This is a genomic window from Parahaliea mediterranea (assembly GCF_017255185.1).
Taxonomy (GTDB): Bacteria; Pseudomonadota; Gammaproteobacteria; order Pseudomonadales; family Halieaceae; genus JAFKCZ01.
Map to the genome: position 1 here is coordinate 206,546 of NZ_JAFKCZ010000002.1, position 18,772 is coordinate 225,317.

Sequence of the window (18,772 nt, forward strand, 5' to 3'; positions counted from 1 at the left end):
AGTCGCCAGTATGCTCTGGCGGGCAAAACAGTTAAAGTCGGCGCTGAATTTTTACAGGGAGAATGCCGTGACCCGCCTGCTGCACGCGATACTGATAGTCACCACCTGCTGGACCGCGCTGTTCGCGGGCACCGCATGGGCGCAACCGGCCGCCGATGCGCAGCTGCCGATCATCGACTACCGCAGCCGCTTCCTGCCCGTGGTCGCCGAACACGGCATGGTCGCCGGGCCCGAGAAACTCGCGGCGGAGATCGGCAAGACCGTCCTCCAGCGCGGCGGCAACGCGGTGGACGCCGCGGTGGCCACGGGCTTCGCCCTGGCGGTGAGCTACCCGCGGGCGGGCAACCTCGGCGGCGGCGGCTTTATGCTGATCCACCTGGCCGACCAGCAACGCCAGACCCTGATCGACTACCGCGAGACCGCCCCGGCCGCCGCCGGTCGCGAACTCTACCTCGACGGCGACGGCGAGGTGGACCGCATGCGCATGTATTTCAGCCACCAGTCCGCCGGCGTGCCCGGCACCGTGGCGGGCCTGATCATGGCGCTGGAAAAGTACGGCACCATGAGCCTGGAGGAGGTACTGGCGCCGGCCATCGCGCTGGCCGAACAGGGCCTGGAAGTGTCCTTCGCCCTCAATTTCGAAATCGACGCGCGCGCGGAGCGGCTGCGTCTCAACGCCGAGGCCCGGCGCCTGTTTTTCAAGCCCGACGGCAGCGCCTACGCCATCGGCGAACACTGGCGGCAACCGGACCTCGCCTGGACCCTGAAACAAATCGCCGAGAACGGCCTCGACGGCTTCTACCGGGGGGAAGTGGCGCGGCGCATCGTCGCCGAAATGGAGGCGGGCAACGGCCTGATCACCCTGGCCGACCTCGCCGGCTACCGCGCCGTGGAGCGCGAACCGGTGCGCGGCAGCTTTCACGACTTCGAGGTGGTGTCCACTCCGCCGCCTTCTTCCGGCGGTGTCCACATTATCCAGATGCTGAATATCCTGGAGGGCCTGCCGCTGCGCGAGGCGGGCCACAACAGCGCGACCTACCTGCACTACCTCGCGGAAGCCATGAAGCGGGCCTACGCCGACCGCAGCCGCTACCTCGGCGACACCGACTTCGTGGATGTGCCGCTAACCCAGCTGACCAGCAAGGCCTACGCGGCGCGCCAGCGCGAGGGCATCGCCGCCGACCGGGCCACGCCCTCGGCGGACATCGCGCCGGGGACACAGCTCGCCCCGGAGAGCCGTGACACCACCCACTTCACGGTGGTGGACGACGCCGGCAATGTGGTCAGCAACACCTACACCCTGAATTTCAGCTTCGGCTCGCACATCGCGGTGCCCGGCACCGGCATGCTGCTGAACAACGAAATGGCGGATTTCGCCGCCGCGCCGGGCACCGCCAACGCCTACGGCCTGGTGGAGGGCGAACGCAATCGCATCGAGGGCGGCAAGCGCCCCCTGTCCTCGATGAGCCCGACCATGGTGCTGCGCGAGGGCAAGCCCTGGCTCGCCACCGGCAGCCCCGGCGGCAGCGTGATCATCACCACCGTGCTGCAGACCCTGCTCAACGCCATGGTGTTCGATATGAACATCGCCGCGGCGGCCGCCGGCGCGCGGGTGCACCACCAGTGGCTACCCGACGTGCTGCGGGTGGAACAGGGCGTCAGCCCCGACACCATTCGCCTGCTGCGGGGCATGGGACACAGCGTGGAAATCGGCGACCGCACCCTGGGCCGGACCCAGTCCATCATGCTGGAAAACGGTCACCTGTACGGGGCCACCGACACCCGTCGTCCCGGCGGGCATGTGGCGGGATACTGAGAGACCGGCACTCTGGCGCGCGCCGGCCCGTGAGGCTAGCGCGGCAGGCGCACCTTGGCGGTCTGGCGGGAAATCGCCACCAGGGTGCCCTGGCTGTCCCAGTACTCACCGTCCTCTTCCACCACCCCGCGGCTGAGGTGGCGGGAAAACAGCCGCGCCTGCAGCGGTCCCGGCGCCGGTTTGGCGCGCACCTGCACGGTCAGTTCCACGGTGGGAACCCAGCCCACCAGGCCGACCACATCGAACGCCGGGGGCGGGAAGGCATCGGCGAACATCAGCAGACTGAGCGGATCGGGGTCGGCGCCGTCGCCGTGGGCCACCCAGCCGCGGAACTCGCCGCCGCCACTGGGTTGCCCGCCGGCAAAGACTCCGGCGCCATGGCACAGGCGCACCGCCACCCTCTGGGCGAACTCCAGCTTGCTGTTGCCGCCGTGGCAGTCTTCCCAGGCGGGGTATTCCGGCCGCGGCTGCGCGCTCCAGCTGGGCCCTTCGAGGCGGTCCAAATCGGTGTAGGCCGCGGTGACCAGCACCTTGAGTTCGCCCTCCTGATACAGGCGGGCGCTGGCCTGGCTGGTATTGCCGCCCTCGCGCAACAACTCCACGTCGCAATCGACCGGTCCCAGCGCGGTGGGCGCCAGGTAGAACGCGTTCACGGTCAGCGGATCCGGATGCGGCAGGGCCTCGGCCAGGGCGCGCCCGACCACCGCCAGCACGTAGCCGCCGTTGGGCACTGCCCCAATGCGCCAACCCCGGCACAACTCACCACGCCAGCGATTGGCGCCGACCTTTTCCACCGCTGTTTCGCGCTCAAACTGCCCCATCGCACCATCCCCCAGTGCTTCAATTGACAAAAGTCGCGCATGATACCGCAGGTCCAAGTCGCCTTTCACCGCGTACTTTGTGTGAGTTCCGACAGAGTGTATATACTTGGGTAAGGCTCGACGATGGGAGCGCGCCTGTGAATTGCTGCCCGAACTGCATTTGCTCCGGCCCAACCGGAGCCAGACTGCCTCGCCTGTTGCTGGCGGCGCTACTGGCCCACTGCATTCCCGCACCGGCGGAGGAAGCGCCACCGCCCGCCGCGCCCGGCGAAAGCCTGCGGCCTATTCAACCCATGGCGGGCCCGCCGATCGAATTGCCCGCCGCTCCCCGCGCCGACAGCGACTCCGGTCCCTCGTCCCTGCAGCAACTGACCCGCGAACAGGACCGCCTGGATATCCAGTCCTACCGGGATGTAATACTCGAGCTGGAGCACAACGAGGGCGCCTACAGCCCCCGCATCGCCGAGCACTTGCTCAGCCTCGGCGGCGCCCTGCAACAGGCGGGCCGGCACGTGGAGGCCATCGACGTATTCAAGCGCGGCGTGCACCTGTCACGCATCAACGGCGGCCTCTATGGCGGCGAGCAGGTTCCCCTGTTGCAGTCCGAGATTCGCAGCCACATCGCCCTCGGCAATTTCGCCGCCGCCGACGAGCGCCAGGTCTACCTGTACCGGGTGCAACTGCGCACCCTGTCGAGCGGCCCGCGGCGAGCCAACGCCCTGATCCAGCAAGCCAGCTGGCAGCAACAGGCCTACGAGCTGCGGCTCGGCGAACACGGCTTCAACCGCCTGATGAACATGTGGGACCTGTACCGGCTGGCGCTGAACGACATTATCGAGCGCGAGGGAGAGACCTCGCCCAAACTGCTGCCCCCCCTGTACGGCATGTTGCGGGCCCAGTACCTGATCTCCGATTACCAGAGCGAATCCAGTTCCGGCTTCGGTTCCGAATACGACTTCGCCGAGCGCCAGGGCCAGAGCCGCTTCAACGCCTATCGCGCGCAAAGCTACAAAAAAGGCCTGGCGGTCATCCGCGCCATTCACGACATCGAGCTGGCGGCCACCGCCCCCGAGCCAGCGGCGGTGGCCCGCAGCCATATCCGCATGGGCGACTGGATGCTGTGGCACGGCGAGGACGACGAGGCCCTCGCCAATTACCACCTGGCGATCGAGGAACTTGCGGCCCTCGAAGATGCCCAAGTAGTGGAGCGGCGGCTGTTGGGCGCCCCGGTGGCCCTGCCCGCGCTGCAAGGCGTGGAGCGGCTGCCCCCCGTGGTGCCGCGCGAACGGGCCAACGCGGTGCTGGAATTTGATATTACCGCCAGCGGACGCCTGGTCGACCTGGATCGCGTGGACGATAACGGGGACAATGACGCCAAGGTTAACCGGTTGATGCGGCAGCTGCGCAAGACCCAGTTCAGGCCCCGTTTCGAAAGTGGCCAGCCCGTGGATACCGACAATGTAATTTGGGCTTATGACAGCAATACTTGGTAGCAAGCGAAATGTACTCCGTGTCGCCGGCGCGGCGGTGGCGGTGAGTTGTGCCTGTCTGGTGCTGAGCGGCTGCCCCAGCGCCAGCAACCCGAGCATGCCGCAACCGCCGTCCATGCCGAGCCCCGGCTCCTCCAGCCCCAGCTCCTCCAGCGGCTCGCCCTCGAGCTCGCCCAGTTCATCGTCGAGCTCGTCCAGCTCATCGTCGTCGTCGAGTTCGAGCGGCTCCCAATCATCCAGCGGCATGCCCCCGTCCGGGGCATCCTCTCCAGGCGGCAGTAGTTCACCGGCCGGGAGCACCGCCAGCCGCGACGGATCGCGGGGAGCACGCTCCCCGTCCAGTTCCGGCTCGCCGTCGGGGCAGCAGGGCAGCACGGCGGGCGGCACCGAGTTCCCCAACGGCATGCCCGGCGAGCCCGGGGGGGCAGGTGAGGAGTCCACCGCGAGCAGCGGCAGCGGCGAGGGCCCGGGCGAAAACGGCGAGGGCGCGGCGGAACCGGGCTTCGGCACCGGAACCAGCGGCGGCCAGGCACTGCCGGACCTGCGCGACGAACCGACCCGCGAGGGCGGCCAGCCCGGGCAGGGCCAGGTGATGGCCGAAGCCGGCCAATCCGGGGCAGGTACCCCCGGAGGCGGTATCCCCGGAGGCGGTACCCCCGGAGGCCAGCCCGGCAGCCCCGCTGGCGATGGCGGTAGTCCGGCCGGCAGCGGCGGCACGGCACCCGGCGTACCCGGTGGCAATGGCGGCGCCCAGGGCCCGCTGACCCCGGCCGAACAGGTGGCCATCCTCGACGGCCGTCTCGAGCGGGGCACGGGAGAGTTCGACGCCATGATCCTCGAAGAGCAGGCCGCCCAGCGCCAGGCCCGGCGGGACAACCCGGCACCGGTGCCGAGCCAGCCCGAACAGAGCGCCGGCGGTGGCGGCGGCAGCCCCTACGACGGCGGCGTTGCGGACGCCGGAGGCTACAGCACCGGCGGCGGCATGGGCGGCGCCTCGCGGGGCGGCGGCGTGCCGCAGAACACCGCGAAATACCCGCCGCCCGCCGATATACCCAGTGGCGACGACGACGATGTGGTGGCGCGGCAGCTGCGGGAGGCGGCCATGCGCGAGCCCGACCCCGAGATTCGCGAGAAGCTGTGGGACGAATACCGCAAATACAAGGGGATCAGCCCATGAGTGTCGCGCTGCGCTGCCTCGGCCTCGCCCTACTGGCGGCGGCGCTGTCGGGCTGCGTCAGCCAGACCGTCAAGAGCACCTCGGTGCCGCCCTTGGCAACCCCGGCCGAACCAGTGCCCGAAGCCCTGCTGCTGGACGTGGGCATCGCCATATTCGACCCCGGGCTGGAGGCCTACGAGGAGGACGAGCAGGTCTACCCGGAAGTGCGCAAGGCGGAGGCCCGCTTCATGCCGCGCCTGTTGTCCGAGGCGATGCAGAACAGTGGCGCCTGGGGCGCGGTGCGCGTGGTGCCCAGCGCCGCCCAGATCACCGACCTGCGGGTGGAGGGCAAGATACTGCACTCCGACGGCGAGGAGCTGCAGCTGCACATCACCGCGCAAGATTCCCGCAACAACCTCTGGCTGGACAGGGAGTATACCGGGCACGCCAGCCGCTACGCCTACGACAGCGGCACGCGCCTCGACTACGACCCCTTCCAGGCCGTGTACCACCAGATCGCCAACGACCTGATGGACCAGCTGCAGGATCTCGAGAACATCGAGCGCGAGCACATCCGCGTTATCACCGAACTGCGTTTTGCCCGCGAATTTTCCCCCGACGCCTTTGGCGACTACCTCAGCGAGACCACCAAGGGCCGCTACCAGGTGGAACGCCTGCCGGCGCACAACGACCCCATGCTGGAGCGCATTCGCAGCATTCGCGAGCGCGACCATATGTTCGTCGACACCATGCAGGAGTACTACGGCGGCTTTTCCGGCCAGATGCAGGCACCCTACCAGGAGTGGCGCAAGCTGAGCTACGAGGAAGCCATCGCCATGCAGGAGCTGAAGGACGAAAGCATGCGCCGCCTGATCGCCGGTGGCGTCGCGGTACTGGCCGGCATTGCCGCGGCGGGCGGCAGCGACGGCTCCACCCGGGCGGCGGGCAACGTCGCCATTATCGGCGGCGGCTACCTGCTCAAGAGCGGGCTGGAAAAACGCAACGAGGCGCAAATCCACGTCGAGGCCCTCGAGGAGCTGGGAATGTCGCTGGAGGCCGAAATCACGCCCCACGTCATCGAGCTGGAGGACCGCACGGTGATGCTCAGCGGCAATGTGGAGGACCAGTACGCCCAGTGGCGCGAGATCCTGGCGGATATCTACCGCGCCGAGATCGGCGAACTCAGCAGCCTGCCCGGCCCGGTCGCGACATCCGCCATCGACAGCGAAGACTGAACCCGGCATTGTAGAGATCCAGACCCCAAGGCCACCGCGACTGCATGTCCCGAGAGAACGACCACCTTACCCCCACCCCCTTCGAACCGGCACAAGCGCAACAGGCGCGCCCCGCCCCCACAACTGGCGGCGGTGAACGCCCAAGTTGGGTGCTGCCGGCCCTGCTGGGCCTGCTGTTACTGGCGGCAGCGGTGCTGTTTTTACTGCCCCAGCCCGATCCGGACCCGACGGCCCCGCCAATCGCACAGGACGCGACCGGCCCGGATGCGCCCACCGGACGCCCACGGGAGGGGCCCGCGGGGCCGGACGCCACCCCCTGGGCCGACGCCCAGCAGGCGCAACTGCGCAAGGAGGCCCAGGATGTACTGGGGGAACTACTGGAACTCCAGCGACAGCTCCAGGAGCGCGGTGTCGAACAGTGGGCCCCCCAGGATTTCGCCAATGCCACCGCCGCCGCCACCGCGGGCGATGAGCTGTACAAGCAGCGCGACTATGTGCCCGCGCGGGAGCGCTACCAGGCGGGACTGGCGCAGTTGCGGGCCATTGAGGACAGCGTCCCCGAGCGGCTGGCGGCCCGACTCGAGCGGGTCCGCGAGGCCATAGAAGCCGCCGATCCCGAACTGGCGAACACCAACCTGAATGTCGCCGCGCTACTGGCGCCGGACAGCCCGGAGGTGGCGGCCCTGCGCGAGCGGCTCGACAAACTGCCGGCAGTGATGAACGCCATGAAAACCGCGGCCGCCGCCGAGGCGGGCGGCGACCTCGCCGCGGCGGTGGCGGCACTGGAGCAGGCCACCGGGCTCGCCCCACAACACCAGGGCGCGGCGGCGGAACTGGCGCGGGTGGGCGCGCTGCATACCGAGGAACGTTTCAATCGCGCCATGAGCGAGGGCTACGCGGCGCTGGACGAGGCGCGCTTCAATGACGCGCGTCGCGCCTTTCAACAGGCCCGCGAGCTGCGCCCCGGCGCCGGCGAGGCGGACAGCGCGTTGCGGGAACTGCAGGCCACCGAAACCGCCCACCGGCTGGCGACGCTGAAGCGCAGGGGCGCCGCACTGGAAGCGGAGGAGGACTGGCAAGCGGCGGCGGCGCGCTACGAAAGCGCGCTGGAAATCGACGCCAGCGTGGTGTTTGCCCAGGAGGGGCTGGCGCGGGCCCGCCCCCGAGCGAAGCTACAGGAGCAGCTGGAAGCCGTCATCGACAAACCCGAACGCCTGGCGGACCCCACGGTCGCCAGCGCCACCGGCAAGTTGCTGGCGCAAGCCAGGGAGGCGAGCCCGGCGGGGCCGGTATTGCGCGAACAGATCGAGCGTATCGACCGCTTGCTGACACAGGCCAACAAGCCGATTACGGTGACCCTGCGCTCCGACCAGCAGACATCGGTCACCGTATACAAAGTGGCGCGGCTGGGCCAGTTCGCCGAACGCGAGCTGGACCTGCGCCCGGGCACCTACACCGCCGTCGGCACGCGCAATGGCTATCGCGACGTGCGCCGCAGCTTCACGGTCAGCCCCGAGCAAACGCCGGAACCGGTGGTCATCGCCTGCACGGAACCCATCTGATGAATTCACCCGAGACGACCGACGCGGCCATCACCCCCGCCGCGTTCGAACCCCTGACGCCGGGAGCCCGGCCACCGGGCAGGGAGCGCCACCCCCTGCGCTGGGTGTTGCTGGCCTGCGCCGCGCTGTTCGCGCTGCTCATGGCCTTCCTGCTGACCGCTCGCTCGGTATTGATCTCGGTGGAAGCGCAGTCCCCCGCCTCGCTGGAGATCGGCGGGCCCTACCTGCCCTTCGGCGAGCGCATCCTGATCCGCCCGGGCCAGTACGCACTGACGGTGACCGCCGAGGGCTATTATCCCCTGGAAACCACGCTGCCGGTCTCCTCCGAGGACAGCCAGGAGCTGCTGCTGAAGCTGGAACCGCTGCCGGGCCGGCTGGTGTTTACCAGCACCCCCCCCGGCGCGCGGGTGGTGGTGGACGGCGAGGAGCTCGGCCTCACGCCGCTCGAGAATATCGAATTGGCCGCCGGCCCACACCAGCTGCAAGTGCTGGCGGAGCGTCACCTGCCCTGGGAGCGCCCCCTGGAGGTGACCGGTCGCGAGCAGCGCCAGACGGTGGACGCGACTTTGCAACCCGGCTGGGCCGAGATCGGCCTGGCCAGCGAACCGGCCGGCGCCACCATCACCGTGGGCGGCGAGGCCGTCGCCACTACGCCGGCCGTGGTCGAGGTGATGCGCGGCGAACAGCAACTGGGCCTGGAGCTGGCCGGCTTCGCCCCCTGGTCACGGACGCTGGACGTCGCCGCCGGGGAACCCCAGGACCTCGGCACCATCGCCCTCGAACCCGCCTCCGGCATCCTGTCGTTGCGCTCCGAGCCGACCGGCGCCAACGTCACCCTGGACGGCGACTACCAGGGCCAGACGCCCCTGGTGCTGGAGCTGGCGCCGGACCGCGCCCAGCGCATCAATATCTCCCGTCCCGGCTACCGGCGCTACAACGAACAGCTGACCCTCGCCGCCGGCGAGCGCGCCGAGCGCGATATCCGCCTCGAGGCGCAACTGGGCGAACTGCGGCTCAGTGTGTCACCGCAAGAAGCCCAGGTGGCGGTCAACGGCCGGGTGGTGGGCAGGGGCGACCAGGTCCTGTCGCTGCCGGCCTTCGAACACAGTATCGAGGTCAGCCTGGAGGGTTACGCGCCAGTGCGACGCCGCGTGACGCCGCGCAGCGGTATCGAACAGCGCCTGGCGATCGCGCTGCAAACCCAAAAGGAAGCCAAGCTCGCCAGCCTGAGTCCGGAACTCACCACCGCCGTGGGCCAGACCCTGAAGCTGTTTATTCCCGCTGAGTCTCCCCTCGCCGAGTTCACCATGGGCGCCTCGCGCCGCGAGTCCGGGCGCCGGGCCAACGAGGTGTTGCGGCCGGTGGCGCTCAAGCGCATGTTCTACCTGCAAACCACCGAGGTGACCAACGCACAGTTTCGTCAGTTCCAGCCCAATCACAACTCCGGCCAGCTGGAAGGCAACAGCCTCAATCGCGAACACCAGCCGGTGGCCGCGGTCAGTTGGCAGCAGGCGGCGCAGTTCTGCAACTGGCTGAGCCGCAAGGAAGGGCTGGAGCCCTTTTACACCCAGCGCGAGGGCATCGTCACCGGCTTCAACCCGGCCGCCACCGGCTACCGCCTGCCCACCGAGGCGGAGTGGGCCTGGGCCGCCCGCGCCGACGGCGAAACCCTGCTGAAATTTCCCTGGGGCGATACCTTCCCGCCGACCAAGCCGGTGGAGAACTACGCCGACAACACCTCCGCCTACGTCACCGGGCGCATTCTCAGCGGTTACACCGATGGTTACGTGGTCAGCGCGCCGGTGGCCTCCTTCGCGGCCAATACAAAGGGCCTGCACGACCTCGGCGGCAACGTGGCGGAGTGGGTGAACGACGTATACACCATCCCCGCGGCCAACGGCGCCCGGGAAACCGACCCGCTGGGCGCGCAGCAGGGCGACAACTACGTGGTGCGCGGCGCCAGCTGGTCCCTCAGCAAGCTGTCGGAACTGCGCCTGTCCTACCGCGATTATGGGCAAGCCGCGCGGGATGACGTAGGATTCAGGATTGCGCGCTACGCGGAGTGAGGCCATGACCATTCGCCGGACACTGCTGTTTTTGTCGCTGCTGGCGGCGCTGGCGGGCGCCCGCGCCCAGGAGCCGGCGGAACCCAACCAGGCCGCGGAACAGGCCGCGGAGGAAGCCGAAACCGACGAGCCCCGGCGCACCCGGGAGGACTCTCCCTTCGACTACGAGGCCTCGGAGCAGATTTCCGAGGACTTGTCCGTATCCTTCCCGGTCGATATATAGGACTGTGCATGAAAACCAGGATGTCATCCGAGTTCATTTTCCAGCTGTTCGCGCTGCTGATCGCCATCATCGTGGTGCACGCGGTCTACGTGGGCGCCATCCGCCCCGCCGCCGATGCCCAGTTGCGCCAGGAAATGGCCCTGCAGCAGGCCGGCGAGGATTTCGTGCCCGAACGCAGCTTCGCGGTGGTGATCCGCGACTTTGAACAGGAAGCCTGTTTCATCCTGCTGTTCTGGGCGCTGGCGATCATGACCTACAAGGGCCGGCAAACCCTGCGGGAGCAGCGCCTACTCGACCGCGCCCTGCTGGACGTGCCGGAGGGCACCAGCCTGCTGCCCGAGGATGCCCGGGAGTACAGCCGGGCGCTGGAGGCGCTGCCCGACCGGGAGCAGGACTTCCTGCTGCCGCGCACCCTGCTGACCGCGCTGCAACGCTTCGCCACCACCGGTAGCATCCAGGCAGTGTCGGACACCATCAAGGAACAGTGCGAGGTGGAGTCGGACCGCCTCGACTCGGAGTTGTCCATGGTGCGCTACATCGCCTGGGCCATTCCCTCCATCGGCTTTATCGGCACCGTGCGCGGTATCGGCGACGCCCTCGGCCAGGCCTACAAGGCGGTGGAGGGGGATATCTCCGGCGTCACCGTCAGCCTGGGGGTGGCCTTCAACAGCACCTTCGTGGCGCTGGTGCTGTCCATCGTGATCATGTTCTGCCTGCACCAGTTGCAGCTGTCGCAGGAACGCCTGGTATTGGACACCCAGCGCTACGCCGACCGACAGCTGCTGCGGCACCTGGTGGCGCACTGATATGGCCATCGCCCTGCTCGACATCAACGATTGCAACCTGCAGCTGTGGCACGGGGAGCACCACGTGCAAAGCCCGGGCTACGCCCTGTGGGAGGACGGCGAGTACCGCTTCGGCACGGCAGCCCGGGCCGCGGCGCGGCTGCGCCCCCGGGACGTGGCCACCCGCTATTGGGCACAGCTGGGCACCCGACCCCTGCAGCCGGCCCTGGGCCCCGCCCGCCACAGCGCCGACCTGGTGCACGCCCACCTGCTGGCCCTGCACCGGGAAGCGGGTGAACCGGAGGAAGTCGTGTTGGCGGTGCCGGGCAGCATGGAACGGGAGCAGTTGGCGCTGCTGCTGGGTATCATCGAGCAGTGCCCCTTCCGCGCCGTGGGGCTGGCCAACCGCAGTGTGGCGCTGGCCCAGCCCGCGGCCAGGGGCCGACCGCTGTACCACCTGGAATTCCAGCTGCACCAGGCGCTGTTGACCCGCCTGGAGGACACCGCCGGCGAGCGCCGCCTGGGCCGGGTGCAACCCCTGGCGGGCTGCGGCCTGCTGCAACTGCAAGAGCGCCTGGTGGAGATCATCGCCGCCGCCTTCATCCGCCAGACCCGCTTCGACCCCCGCCGCCAGGCCGCCAGCGAGCAGAGCCTGTACGACGCCCTGCCCGCGGCTTTGGCCGAGTTGCGGCGTGAGGGGGAGGCGCGGCTGGAGGTCGCCGGCTACAGCGCGCGGCTCGCGGCCGCGGCGCTGGCGGAAGCCGGCGAGCGCCTGTTCAAGTCAGTCGCCGACGCCGTGGGCCATGAGCCGGTTCACCTGCTGGCGGATCCGCTGACCGCGTTGCTCCCGGGTGCCGAAACGTCACTTAGCGGATTGCACATTCTTGAAGGCGAGCACCTGCGCCACACCCTCCCCGCCTTTGAGGCACAGGTAATACGCCGCGACGCGCCGCTGGTACTCGTCAATGCCCTGCCGCTGAGCGGGGACCACAGCGAAGCCGCGCCGCCGGCAGTGGAGCCGGAAAAACCACCAGCCCGCTCCGCAGTCTCCACCGAGCCCCCGGTGGCACCCGCCGGGCCCGTACCCACACACCTGTTGCAGGGCTTCCGGGCGCGCACCCTGCGGGCGACGGGCACCGATCTCGGCGCCGGCTGGGAGCTGTACCGCGCCGACGGGGCCTGGCTGCTGCGCGGCCCGGATTCGCAACCGGCCACGGTCAACGGCCAACCCTACACCGAGGGCCGCCATATCCACTGCGGCGACACCCTGGCCGTGGCCGGGGCACTGGCCGGGGTGGTGATCGAGGTCGGCGACTAGTGCTCCTTCAAGGTGATATTGTCATGTTCAGTCAGCCCCACGGCAGTCCAGTGTGAGGCGTTTTCTCGAAGGCATAGCGGGTCTATGTCGAGAGGAAACAACGAAGCAATGGGCTGCCGTGGGGCTGACCCAGAGGGCGCTAAGCAGGCCGCCCTCTGCCGCGTTGCAGCGGCTTGACATGGCACCACCATGCCGGCGCCACTGCGCCTTGCAGAGAACGGCCTGCTTAGCGCTGAATACGACAATATCACCTTGAAGGAGCACAAGCGCGATGGCCAGGAAGAAGCGCGGATTCACGACCTTCAGCCTGAGCTTCCTGGATATCATGTCCTGCGGCTTCGGCGCGGTGGTGCTGGTGTTTTTGATCATCGACCACTCCATCGAGGTGCAGTCGAAAGAACTGAACCAGGACCTGCTCTCCGAGGTCAATCTAATGGAGGAAGATGTCGCCGAGGGCGAGGAGGGTCTGGTGCGCCTGCGCAATACCCTGTCCCAGATCGACCTGCAAATGGTGGAGGCCCAGGGCCGCGCCAGCCGGATCTCCGAGGACATCGAGGAGTACGAGGCGCTGATCGCCGGCCTGCGCGCGGAGGGCTTTACCGAGCGCGCGGATATCGAGCAGCTCAAGGCCGAAATCCAGGCCCTGGAAGACGAGGTCAAAAAGCTGCGCGAATCCTCTCGCGACAACAGCGGCCGCAGCGCCCGCAGTTTCCTCGGCGAGGGCAACCGCCAGTACCTGACCGGCCTCAACCTGGGCGGCAAGCACATCGCGCTGCTGGTGGATGTCTCCGCCAGCATGCTGGCCGACCGCCTGGTCAACGTCATTCGCCTGCGCAACATGGCCCCCGACGTCCAGCGCCGCGCGGACAAGTGGAGCCGCACCCTCAACACCGTGGACTGGCTCACCGCGCAACTGCCGGTGGACAGCCGCTACCAGGTGATCACCTTCAACACCGAGGCCCGCACCGCGCTGCCCGATACCGGCGGCAAGTGGCTCGAAGTCGCCAACCAGCCGCAACTCGAGCAGGTCTCCGAGTCCCTGCGCGGCATCACCCCCGCCGGCGGCACCAGCCTGGAGAACGCCTTCGAGGCCTTGAAGGCGCTGTCGCCCGCCCCCGATAATATCTTCCTGATCACCGACGGCCTGCCCACCCAGGGCGCCAAGCCGCCCCGGGGCAGCAAGGTGTCCGGCCGCGAGCGCCAGGAACTCTACGCCCGGGCGATCAAGCAGCTGCCGCGCAACGTGCCGGTAAACATCATCCTGGCGCCCATGGAGGGGGACCCGATGGCCGCCTCCGCCTTCTGGCAGCTGGCCCAGGCCACCGGCGGCTCCTTCCTCAGCCCGTCGAGCGACTGGCCGTGAGCGGGGGTAGCTGAGATGGCCAAACGGCGCGCACCGGAAGAGTTCTCCCTGTCCTTCCTGGACGTGATCTGCTGCGGTTTCGGCGCGGTGATCCTGCTGTTGATGATCACCAAGACCGTGCAACCGCAAATTATCGAGGCCTCCACGGTCAACCTCGAGGGCGTGCTCGCCGACCTGCAGGAGCAGCTGTTCGAGATCCGCGGCGAAACCAAGATCCTCAACCGCGACCTCAACGCCAAGCACGAGCAGCTGTCGGCGTACGAGGACAGGATCGCCATTCTCCGCGGCCAGCTGGCCAGCGCGAAGGCGCGCTACGACAGCATCCAGGTGCAGGACAACACCAACGACGTGGTCGCCGGCCAGCTGGCGGACGCGCGCCAGTCCCTCACCGCCGAAATGGAGCGCCTGCTGGGCCGCCAGCACCAGAGCAAGAACAACCTGATCGGCGGCATTCCGGTGGACAGCGAGTACATCATCTTCATCATCGACACCTCCGGCTCCATGTTTTCCTACAGCTGGGAGCGCATGCTGCGGGAGCTGGAGGCGACGCTGAGCATCTACCCGGAAGTGAAGGGCATCCAGATCCTCAACGACATGGGCAACTACATGTTCAGCCGCTACCGCGGCCAGTGGATTCCGGACACCCCCGGGCGCCGGCGGGTGATCATGCAAAACTTGCGCAACTGGAACGTGTTCAGCAACTCCAGTCCCGTGGAGGGCATTACCCAGGCCATTCGCACCTTCTACGACCCCTCGAAGAAGATCAGCATCTACGTGTTCGGCGACGAGTTCACCGGCCAGTCCATCGCCCAGGTGGTTGACACGGTGGATCGCATCAACCGCGAGGACGCCGAGGGCAACCGCCGGGTGCGCATTCACGCGGTGGGCTTCCCGGTGCAGTTCATCCGGCCGCCACACTTGCAAACCACCGGCATCCGCTTTGCTACACTTATGCGAGAACTGACCTACCGCAACGGAGGCACCTTTGTCGGGCTCAATGACTTCAGGCCCTAGGGCGCTGGCCACCCCCGCCCTGCTGGCCCTGCTGGCGGCGGCCTTGCTGTTGGCCGGCTGCGGGCCCAGCGAGGTGGCGGTCAAGGGCCAGTTTCCGGCGCCGCTGATGCAGAAACTGCCGCTGACCCTGGGGGTGTGGTACGACGAGGAGTTCAGCGGCCACGAGTTTTTCGACGAGGCCAAGGGCCGCGCCGAATCGGGCTGGATCGTGCGCACCGGCGACGCCCAGCTACACATGTGGAATACCCTGCTACCGGGTATGTTTCAGAACGTGGTCTCCATGCGGGCCAAGCCCCAGCCGGGGCAGATGAACCAGGCGGTGGACGCGGTACTGATTCCCCACATCGAGGAGCTGCAGTACGCCATTCCGGCCCACACCAACGTCAAGGTCTACGAGATCTGGATGCGCTACCGCTTCGAGCTGGTCAGCGCCAGCGGCAAGCCCCTGGCGGAGTGGACCATGACCGCCTACGGCAAGACCCCCACCGCCTTCCTGCAGAGCGACGAGGCCGCGGTCAACCTCGCCGCGGTGGTGGCCCTGCGCGACGCAGGGGCCAACTTTGCCACCAACTTCACCCGCGTGCCCCAGGTCAAGGACTGGCTCGCCCGGCGCCGCGACCAGGTGGCGGAGAACCGCTCGTGAAGGCCCCCGCCCTGTTGCTCGCCCTGGCGGCCTGCGCGGCACTCACCGGCTGCGTCACTGCCACCGTGGACGAAATGGTGTTCAATGAGCCCACCGAGGGCATCGGCGACGCCAGCGTGGTCATTCTAGGCCGGCGCCACGCCAGCGACTACGAGACCGAACCGGACTTTATCGACTGCGTGGGCAAGCACATCGCCAACCGCGACCAGGGTATCGAAGTCATCGGCGAGCTGGAGTTCCTCAACGCCCTCTACCCCTGGTTCGAGCCGCGCACCGCGCCCCTCTATCCCCAGGACCTGGAAAAACTGCTGCAGCAGCCTCCAGTGGCGGCAAAGCTCGCCACCCTGCGTACCCAGTACATGATCTGGATCGACGGCAGCACCGTGCGCACCGACTCCGCCGGCTCAATGACCTGCGGCATCGGCCCCGGCGGCGCGGGCTGCTTCGGCTTCGGCACCTGGGGCAACGATTCCAACTACGAGGCCACGATTTGGGACTTCACCAATCGCGCGGAAGTGGGGCGTATCAGCACGTCCGCCAGCGGCCAGTCCTACATGCCCGCGGTGGTGGTACCCATCCCCATCATCGCCCCGGTACAGGGCACCGCCTGCGACAGCGTGGGCGACCAGTTGCTGCAATTTCTCTCCAGTGAGTACTAGGAAAACGCCCATGTCCCGGTTCCCATCCGCCGCCCTGCTGCTCGCCGCCTCCCTGGCCCTGGCCGGCTGCGCCAGCAGCTCGTCCTCCGGCGGGTCCGGCCCGGTGGTGACCGCCGGCGGCCGCGAGATCGTCATCGACGACGAAAGCGACGAGCTGTACGCCAAGATGATGGAACAGGGGGCCGCCTACGACGACCCCGAGCTGCAGGCCTACGTGGAGCGCATCGGCCAGCTTCTGGTAGCCCACAGCGACGCGCCCGACGACACCTTTATCTTCACCGTGATCGACAGCCCCGACATCAACGCCTTCGCCACCCCCGGGGGCTATATCTACGTCAACCGGGGCCTGCTGGCCTACCTCGACAGCGAGGCGGAACTGGCCGGGGTGCTGTCACACGAGATCGCCCACGTCACCGCCAATCACCACGGCCGGCAAAAGTCCGGCCGCATTACCAACCAGGTCCTCGCCACCACCGCCTACATTCTCACTGGCAGCGGCGACCTGGCGGACGCCTCCTCCATGTACGGCCAGGAGCTGCTCAGCGGCTTCGGCCGGGAGCACGAGCTGGAGGCCGACGGCCTGGGCGCCGAGTACATGCACAAGGCCGGCTACGACGCCGAGGAACTGCTGGACGTGATCGGCGTGCTCAAGGACCAGGAGCAGTACCAGCGGGTGCGCGCGCGTTCCAGCGGTAAACCCAGCGGCACCTACCACGGCCTCTACGCCACCCACCCGCGCAACGACCAGCGCCTGCAAACTGTGGTGCGCAAGGCCAACGAGCTGGGCTACGACGACCGCGCCCCGGACCCGGTCATGCCCGGGGAGTTCAAGCAACGCATGGACGGGCTGGTATTCGGCCCCTCGATCCAGGGCCAGAAGGACGACGACCGGTACTACCACAACAAGCTGGCCTTCACCTTCGCCCACCCGCCGGGCTGGACGGTCAACACCGGCTCCTCGGCCATCGTCGCCAACGCCCCCGACGGCGACGCCAGCCTGACCCTGACCATCGCCCGCCGGGACCCGACAAAAAACGCGGAGCAGGAGCTGCGCGAGCGGGCCAGGGGCGATCTCGGCGACGGCCGGGAACTGGAGCAGGCCGGCCTTACCGGCTATTCAGCGGTGGCGTCCGAGGGCGGCGTGTCCAAGCGCCTGGCGGTAATCGACTACAACGGCCTGAACTACCTGTTCGAGGGGGCCGCCAGCGACTTCGCGGCCAGCGACAAGACCCTGCTGGAGATCATCGAGAGTTTCCGGCCGCTGCTGGACCGGGAGCGCCAGAGCGGCACGCCGATGTACGTGCGCTATATCCAGGCGCCCCGGGGGGCCACCTACGCCAGCCTGGCCAGCAGCATCCGCATCCCCGACGCCGAGACCCAACTGCGGCTGCTGAACGGCCAATACCCCCGCGGCGAGCCGCGCACCGGGGACTGGATCAAAGTCATTCAACCGGCGCCGCGCTAGTCGCTTCTCCCGTGTTGCAAGGGGCGATACGGGAGCCTGGCGACCCGCCAATGCCCTAACACTTAACCTGCAGTTTCCAGCTCTGGTAGATATCCCGCCAAACCGGGCCGTCCTTGAGCGACACTTCCGTTTCAAAGTAGTGGTTCATGCGCTTCAGGTCAGTACGGTTATCTTTCACCGCCGCCCCGACCAGTAGTCGGGTAAAGTCCTCGGCCAGCATGCGACCCTCGCGGTAGTAGTAGGCGTAAATGCCCATGGCATGCGCCACGGTCACCGCCTCGGCGGTGGACAGCACCGCCGAGGCCAAGCGGTCAGTGCTGCGGCCGTCGATCGACTGACCATTTCGCAGCTCGTGGAAAATCGTGACAAGGGCGCGCAGGATGTCCTCGTCAACCTCGGCTTCAACACCCGAGCCCCGCAGCAGCTTGGCGGTTTCCCGGACCACCACGGCGAGTTCATCGTCGATCGAGGCGATCGGCAGCACAGTTTCGAAATTGAGGCGACGCTTGAGTGCCGAACTCATGCTATCCACGCCTTTGTCCTGGGTGTTGGACGTGCCGATCAGGTTGAAGCCCTCTCGGGCATAGATCCTGCCCGCCTCCCCCGGAAGCTCGGGGACGGTAACCATGCGCTCCGACAGGACCGATAACAGAGCATCCTGCACCGCGGGAGCGCAACGCGCGAGTTCCTCGAAGCGTACCATCGACCCCGCCTGCATCCCGCGGAGCAGCGGGCCAGGCACCAACGCTTCGGGGGTCGGACCGTCGCGCTCGAGCAGGGCCTGGTTCCAGGTGTACAACATCTGGTCCACGCCCTGAATCGCGCCACCTTGCACCACCAGGGTCGAATCACCGGAAATCGCCGCCGACAGCAATTCCGAGAACCAGGATTTGGCGGTCCCCGGCAGACCCACGAGCATGGCGCCACGCAGGGTGGCCAGGGCCACGATAACGCGCGTAACCACGCCGCGGGGCGCGACAAACTTGGGCGCTGTGCCCATCGCCGTATCACCCAGCACGAAAGCTTCAACCGCCAGTGGCGACAGGCGCCAGCCTGGAGGTCTGGGCCGCGAATCCGCGACTTCCAGATGCTCGAGTTCCGCGGCGTAGATAACCTCCGCGGGAAGCCGTTGCCGTTTTTTTTGGATTGACGTCAC

The 18,772-nt window shown here is 67.9% G+C and carries 16 protein-coding genes; 14 read left to right on the forward strand and 2 right to left on the reverse strand.

Annotated features, from left to right (window positions below):
• Nucleotides 1–67: 67 nt before the first annotated feature.
• A complete protein-coding gene (gene ggt, locus JYP50_RS03370; RefSeq protein WP_347136714.1) occupies nt 68–1,816 on the forward strand; it encodes a gamma-glutamyltransferase in 1,749 nt (582 codons plus the stop codon).
• A gap of 35 nt (nt 1,817–1,851) precedes the next feature.
• Here ggt and JYP50_RS03375 read toward each other — a convergent pair whose 3' ends face one another.
• Nucleotides 1,852–2,637, reverse strand: a complete 786-nt coding sequence (locus JYP50_RS03375; protein ID WP_206559060.1) for a thioesterase family protein — start codon at nt 2,635–2,637, stop codon at nt 1,852–1,854.
• A 137-nt stretch (nt 2,638–2,774) separates the two neighbouring features.
• On the opposite strand from JYP50_RS03375, the gene JYP50_RS03380 reads away from it, so the two are divergent.
• The 13 genes from JYP50_RS03380 to JYP50_RS03440 all read left to right on the forward strand — a co-directional run bounded on the left by JYP50_RS03380 (nt 2,775) and on the right by JYP50_RS03440 (nt 17,616).
• Complete coding sequence (locus JYP50_RS03380) at nt 2,775–4,130, forward strand: hypothetical protein (RefSeq protein WP_206559061.1); 1,356 nt, start codon at nt 2,775–2,777, stop codon at nt 4,128–4,130.
• On the forward strand, nt 4,111–5,304 hold the full coding sequence (locus JYP50_RS03385; RefSeq protein ID WP_206559062.1) for a hypothetical protein: 1,194 nt from the start codon (nt 4,111–4,113) through the stop codon (nt 5,302–5,304). Before JYP50_RS03380 ends, JYP50_RS03385 begins: the two co-directional genes overlap by 20 nt.
• Nucleotides 5,301–6,518: a hypothetical protein gene (locus tag JYP50_RS03390; RefSeq protein WP_206559063.1), complete on the forward strand. Its 1,218-nt coding sequence runs from the start codon at nt 5,301–5,303 to the stop codon at nt 6,516–6,518. The genes JYP50_RS03385 and JYP50_RS03390 overlap by 4 nt, the downstream gene beginning before the upstream one ends.
• Before the next feature lie 44 nt (nt 6,519–6,562).
• Entirely contained in the window at nt 6,563–8,080 is a 1,518-nt protein-coding gene (locus JYP50_RS03395) for a hypothetical protein (RefSeq protein ID WP_206559064.1), read from the forward strand.
• Nucleotides 8,080–10,146, forward strand: coding sequence for a PEGA domain-containing protein (locus JYP50_RS03400; protein WP_206559065.1), 2,067 nt, complete (start codon nt 8,080–8,082; stop codon nt 10,144–10,146). The genes JYP50_RS03395 and JYP50_RS03400 overlap by 1 nt, the downstream gene beginning before the upstream one ends.
• A 4-nt stretch (nt 10,147–10,150) precedes the next feature.
• Complete coding sequence (locus JYP50_RS03405) at nt 10,151–10,369, forward strand: hypothetical protein (RefSeq protein ID WP_206559066.1); 219 nt, start codon at nt 10,151–10,153, stop codon at nt 10,367–10,369.
• Between the two features lie 8 nt (nt 10,370–10,377).
• The gene (locus JYP50_RS03410; protein ID WP_206559067.1) at nt 10,378–11,175 is read left to right on the forward strand and encodes a MotA/TolQ/ExbB proton channel family protein; all 798 of its coding nucleotides are present in this window, start codon (nt 10,378–10,380) and stop codon (nt 11,173–11,175) included.
• Nucleotide 11,176: 1 nt separating this feature from the next.
• Entirely contained in the window at nt 11,177–12,472 is a 1,296-nt protein-coding gene (locus tag JYP50_RS03415; RefSeq protein WP_206559068.1) for a hypothetical protein, read from the forward strand.
• A gap of 271 nt (nt 12,473–12,743) precedes the next feature.
• Nucleotides 12,744–13,835, forward strand: a complete 1,092-nt coding sequence (locus JYP50_RS03420) for a vWA domain-containing protein (protein WP_206559069.1) — start codon at nt 12,744–12,746, stop codon at nt 13,833–13,835.
• 15 nt (nt 13,836–13,850) lie between these two features.
• A complete protein-coding gene (locus tag JYP50_RS03425) occupies nt 13,851–14,849 on the forward strand; it encodes a VWA domain-containing protein (protein ID WP_206559070.1) in 999 nt (332 codons plus the stop codon).
• Nucleotides 14,833–15,492, forward strand: coding sequence for a hypothetical protein (locus JYP50_RS03430; RefSeq protein ID WP_206559071.1), 660 nt, complete (start codon nt 14,833–14,835; stop codon nt 15,490–15,492). The genes JYP50_RS03425 and JYP50_RS03430 overlap by 17 nt, the downstream gene beginning before the upstream one ends.
• Entirely contained in the window at nt 15,489–16,151 is a 663-nt protein-coding gene (locus JYP50_RS03435) for a hypothetical protein (protein WP_431311286.1), read from the forward strand. Before JYP50_RS03430 ends, JYP50_RS03435 begins: the two co-directional genes overlap by 4 nt.
• Before the next feature lie 10 nt (nt 16,152–16,161).
• Complete coding sequence (locus JYP50_RS03440; protein WP_206559072.1) at nt 16,162–17,616, forward strand: M48 family metalloprotease; 1,455 nt, start codon at nt 16,162–16,164, stop codon at nt 17,614–17,616.
• Between the two features lie 55 nt (nt 17,617–17,671).
• Here the strand turns inward: JYP50_RS03440 and JYP50_RS03445 are convergent, their stop codons facing one another.
• Nucleotides 17,672–18,772 (reverse strand): AAA family ATPase, encoded by a 1,101-nt coding sequence (locus JYP50_RS03445; protein ID WP_206559073.1) that lies wholly within the window; start codon nt 18,770–18,772, stop codon nt 17,672–17,674.

Bases quoted from the DNA above. Each gene is read 5' to 3' on its own strand.
- JYP50_RS03440 (WP_206559072.1), top strand. From the start codon at position 16,162: ATGTCCCGGTTCCCATCCGCCGCCCTGCTGCTCGCCGCCTCCCTGGCC.
- JYP50_RS03395 (WP_206559064.1), top strand. From the start codon at position 6,563: ATGTCCCGAGAGAACGACCACCTTACCCCCACCCCCTTCGAACCGGCA.
- JYP50_RS03385 (WP_206559062.1), top strand. From the start codon at position 4,111: ATGACAGCAATACTTGGTAGCAAGCGAAATGTACTCCGTGTCGCCGGC.
- JYP50_RS03375 (WP_206559060.1), bottom strand. From the start codon at position 2,637: ATGGGGCAGTTTGAGCGCGAAACAGCGGTGGAAAAGGTCGGCGCCAAT.
- JYP50_RS03415 (WP_206559068.1), top strand. From the start codon at position 11,177: ATGGCCATCGCCCTGCTCGACATCAACGATTGCAACCTGCAGCTGTGG.
- JYP50_RS03400 (WP_206559065.1), top strand. From the start codon at position 8,080: ATGAATTCACCCGAGACGACCGACGCGGCCATCACCCCCGCCGCGTTC.
- JYP50_RS03430 (WP_206559071.1), top strand. From the start codon at position 14,833: ATGACTTCAGGCCCTAGGGCGCTGGCCACCCCCGCCCTGCTGGCCCTG.
- JYP50_RS03390 (WP_206559063.1), top strand. From the start codon at position 5,301: ATGAGTGTCGCGCTGCGCTGCCTCGGCCTCGCCCTACTGGCGGCGGCG.
- JYP50_RS03405 (WP_206559066.1), top strand. From the start codon at position 10,151: ATGACCATTCGCCGGACACTGCTGTTTTTGTCGCTGCTGGCGGCGCTG.
- JYP50_RS03425 (WP_206559070.1), top strand. From the start codon at position 13,851: ATGGCCAAACGGCGCGCACCGGAAGAGTTCTCCCTGTCCTTCCTGGAC.
- JYP50_RS03420 (WP_206559069.1), top strand. From the start codon at position 12,744: ATGGCCAGGAAGAAGCGCGGATTCACGACCTTCAGCCTGAGCTTCCTG.
- JYP50_RS03410 (WP_206559067.1), top strand. From the start codon at position 10,378: ATGAAAACCAGGATGTCATCCGAGTTCATTTTCCAGCTGTTCGCGCTG.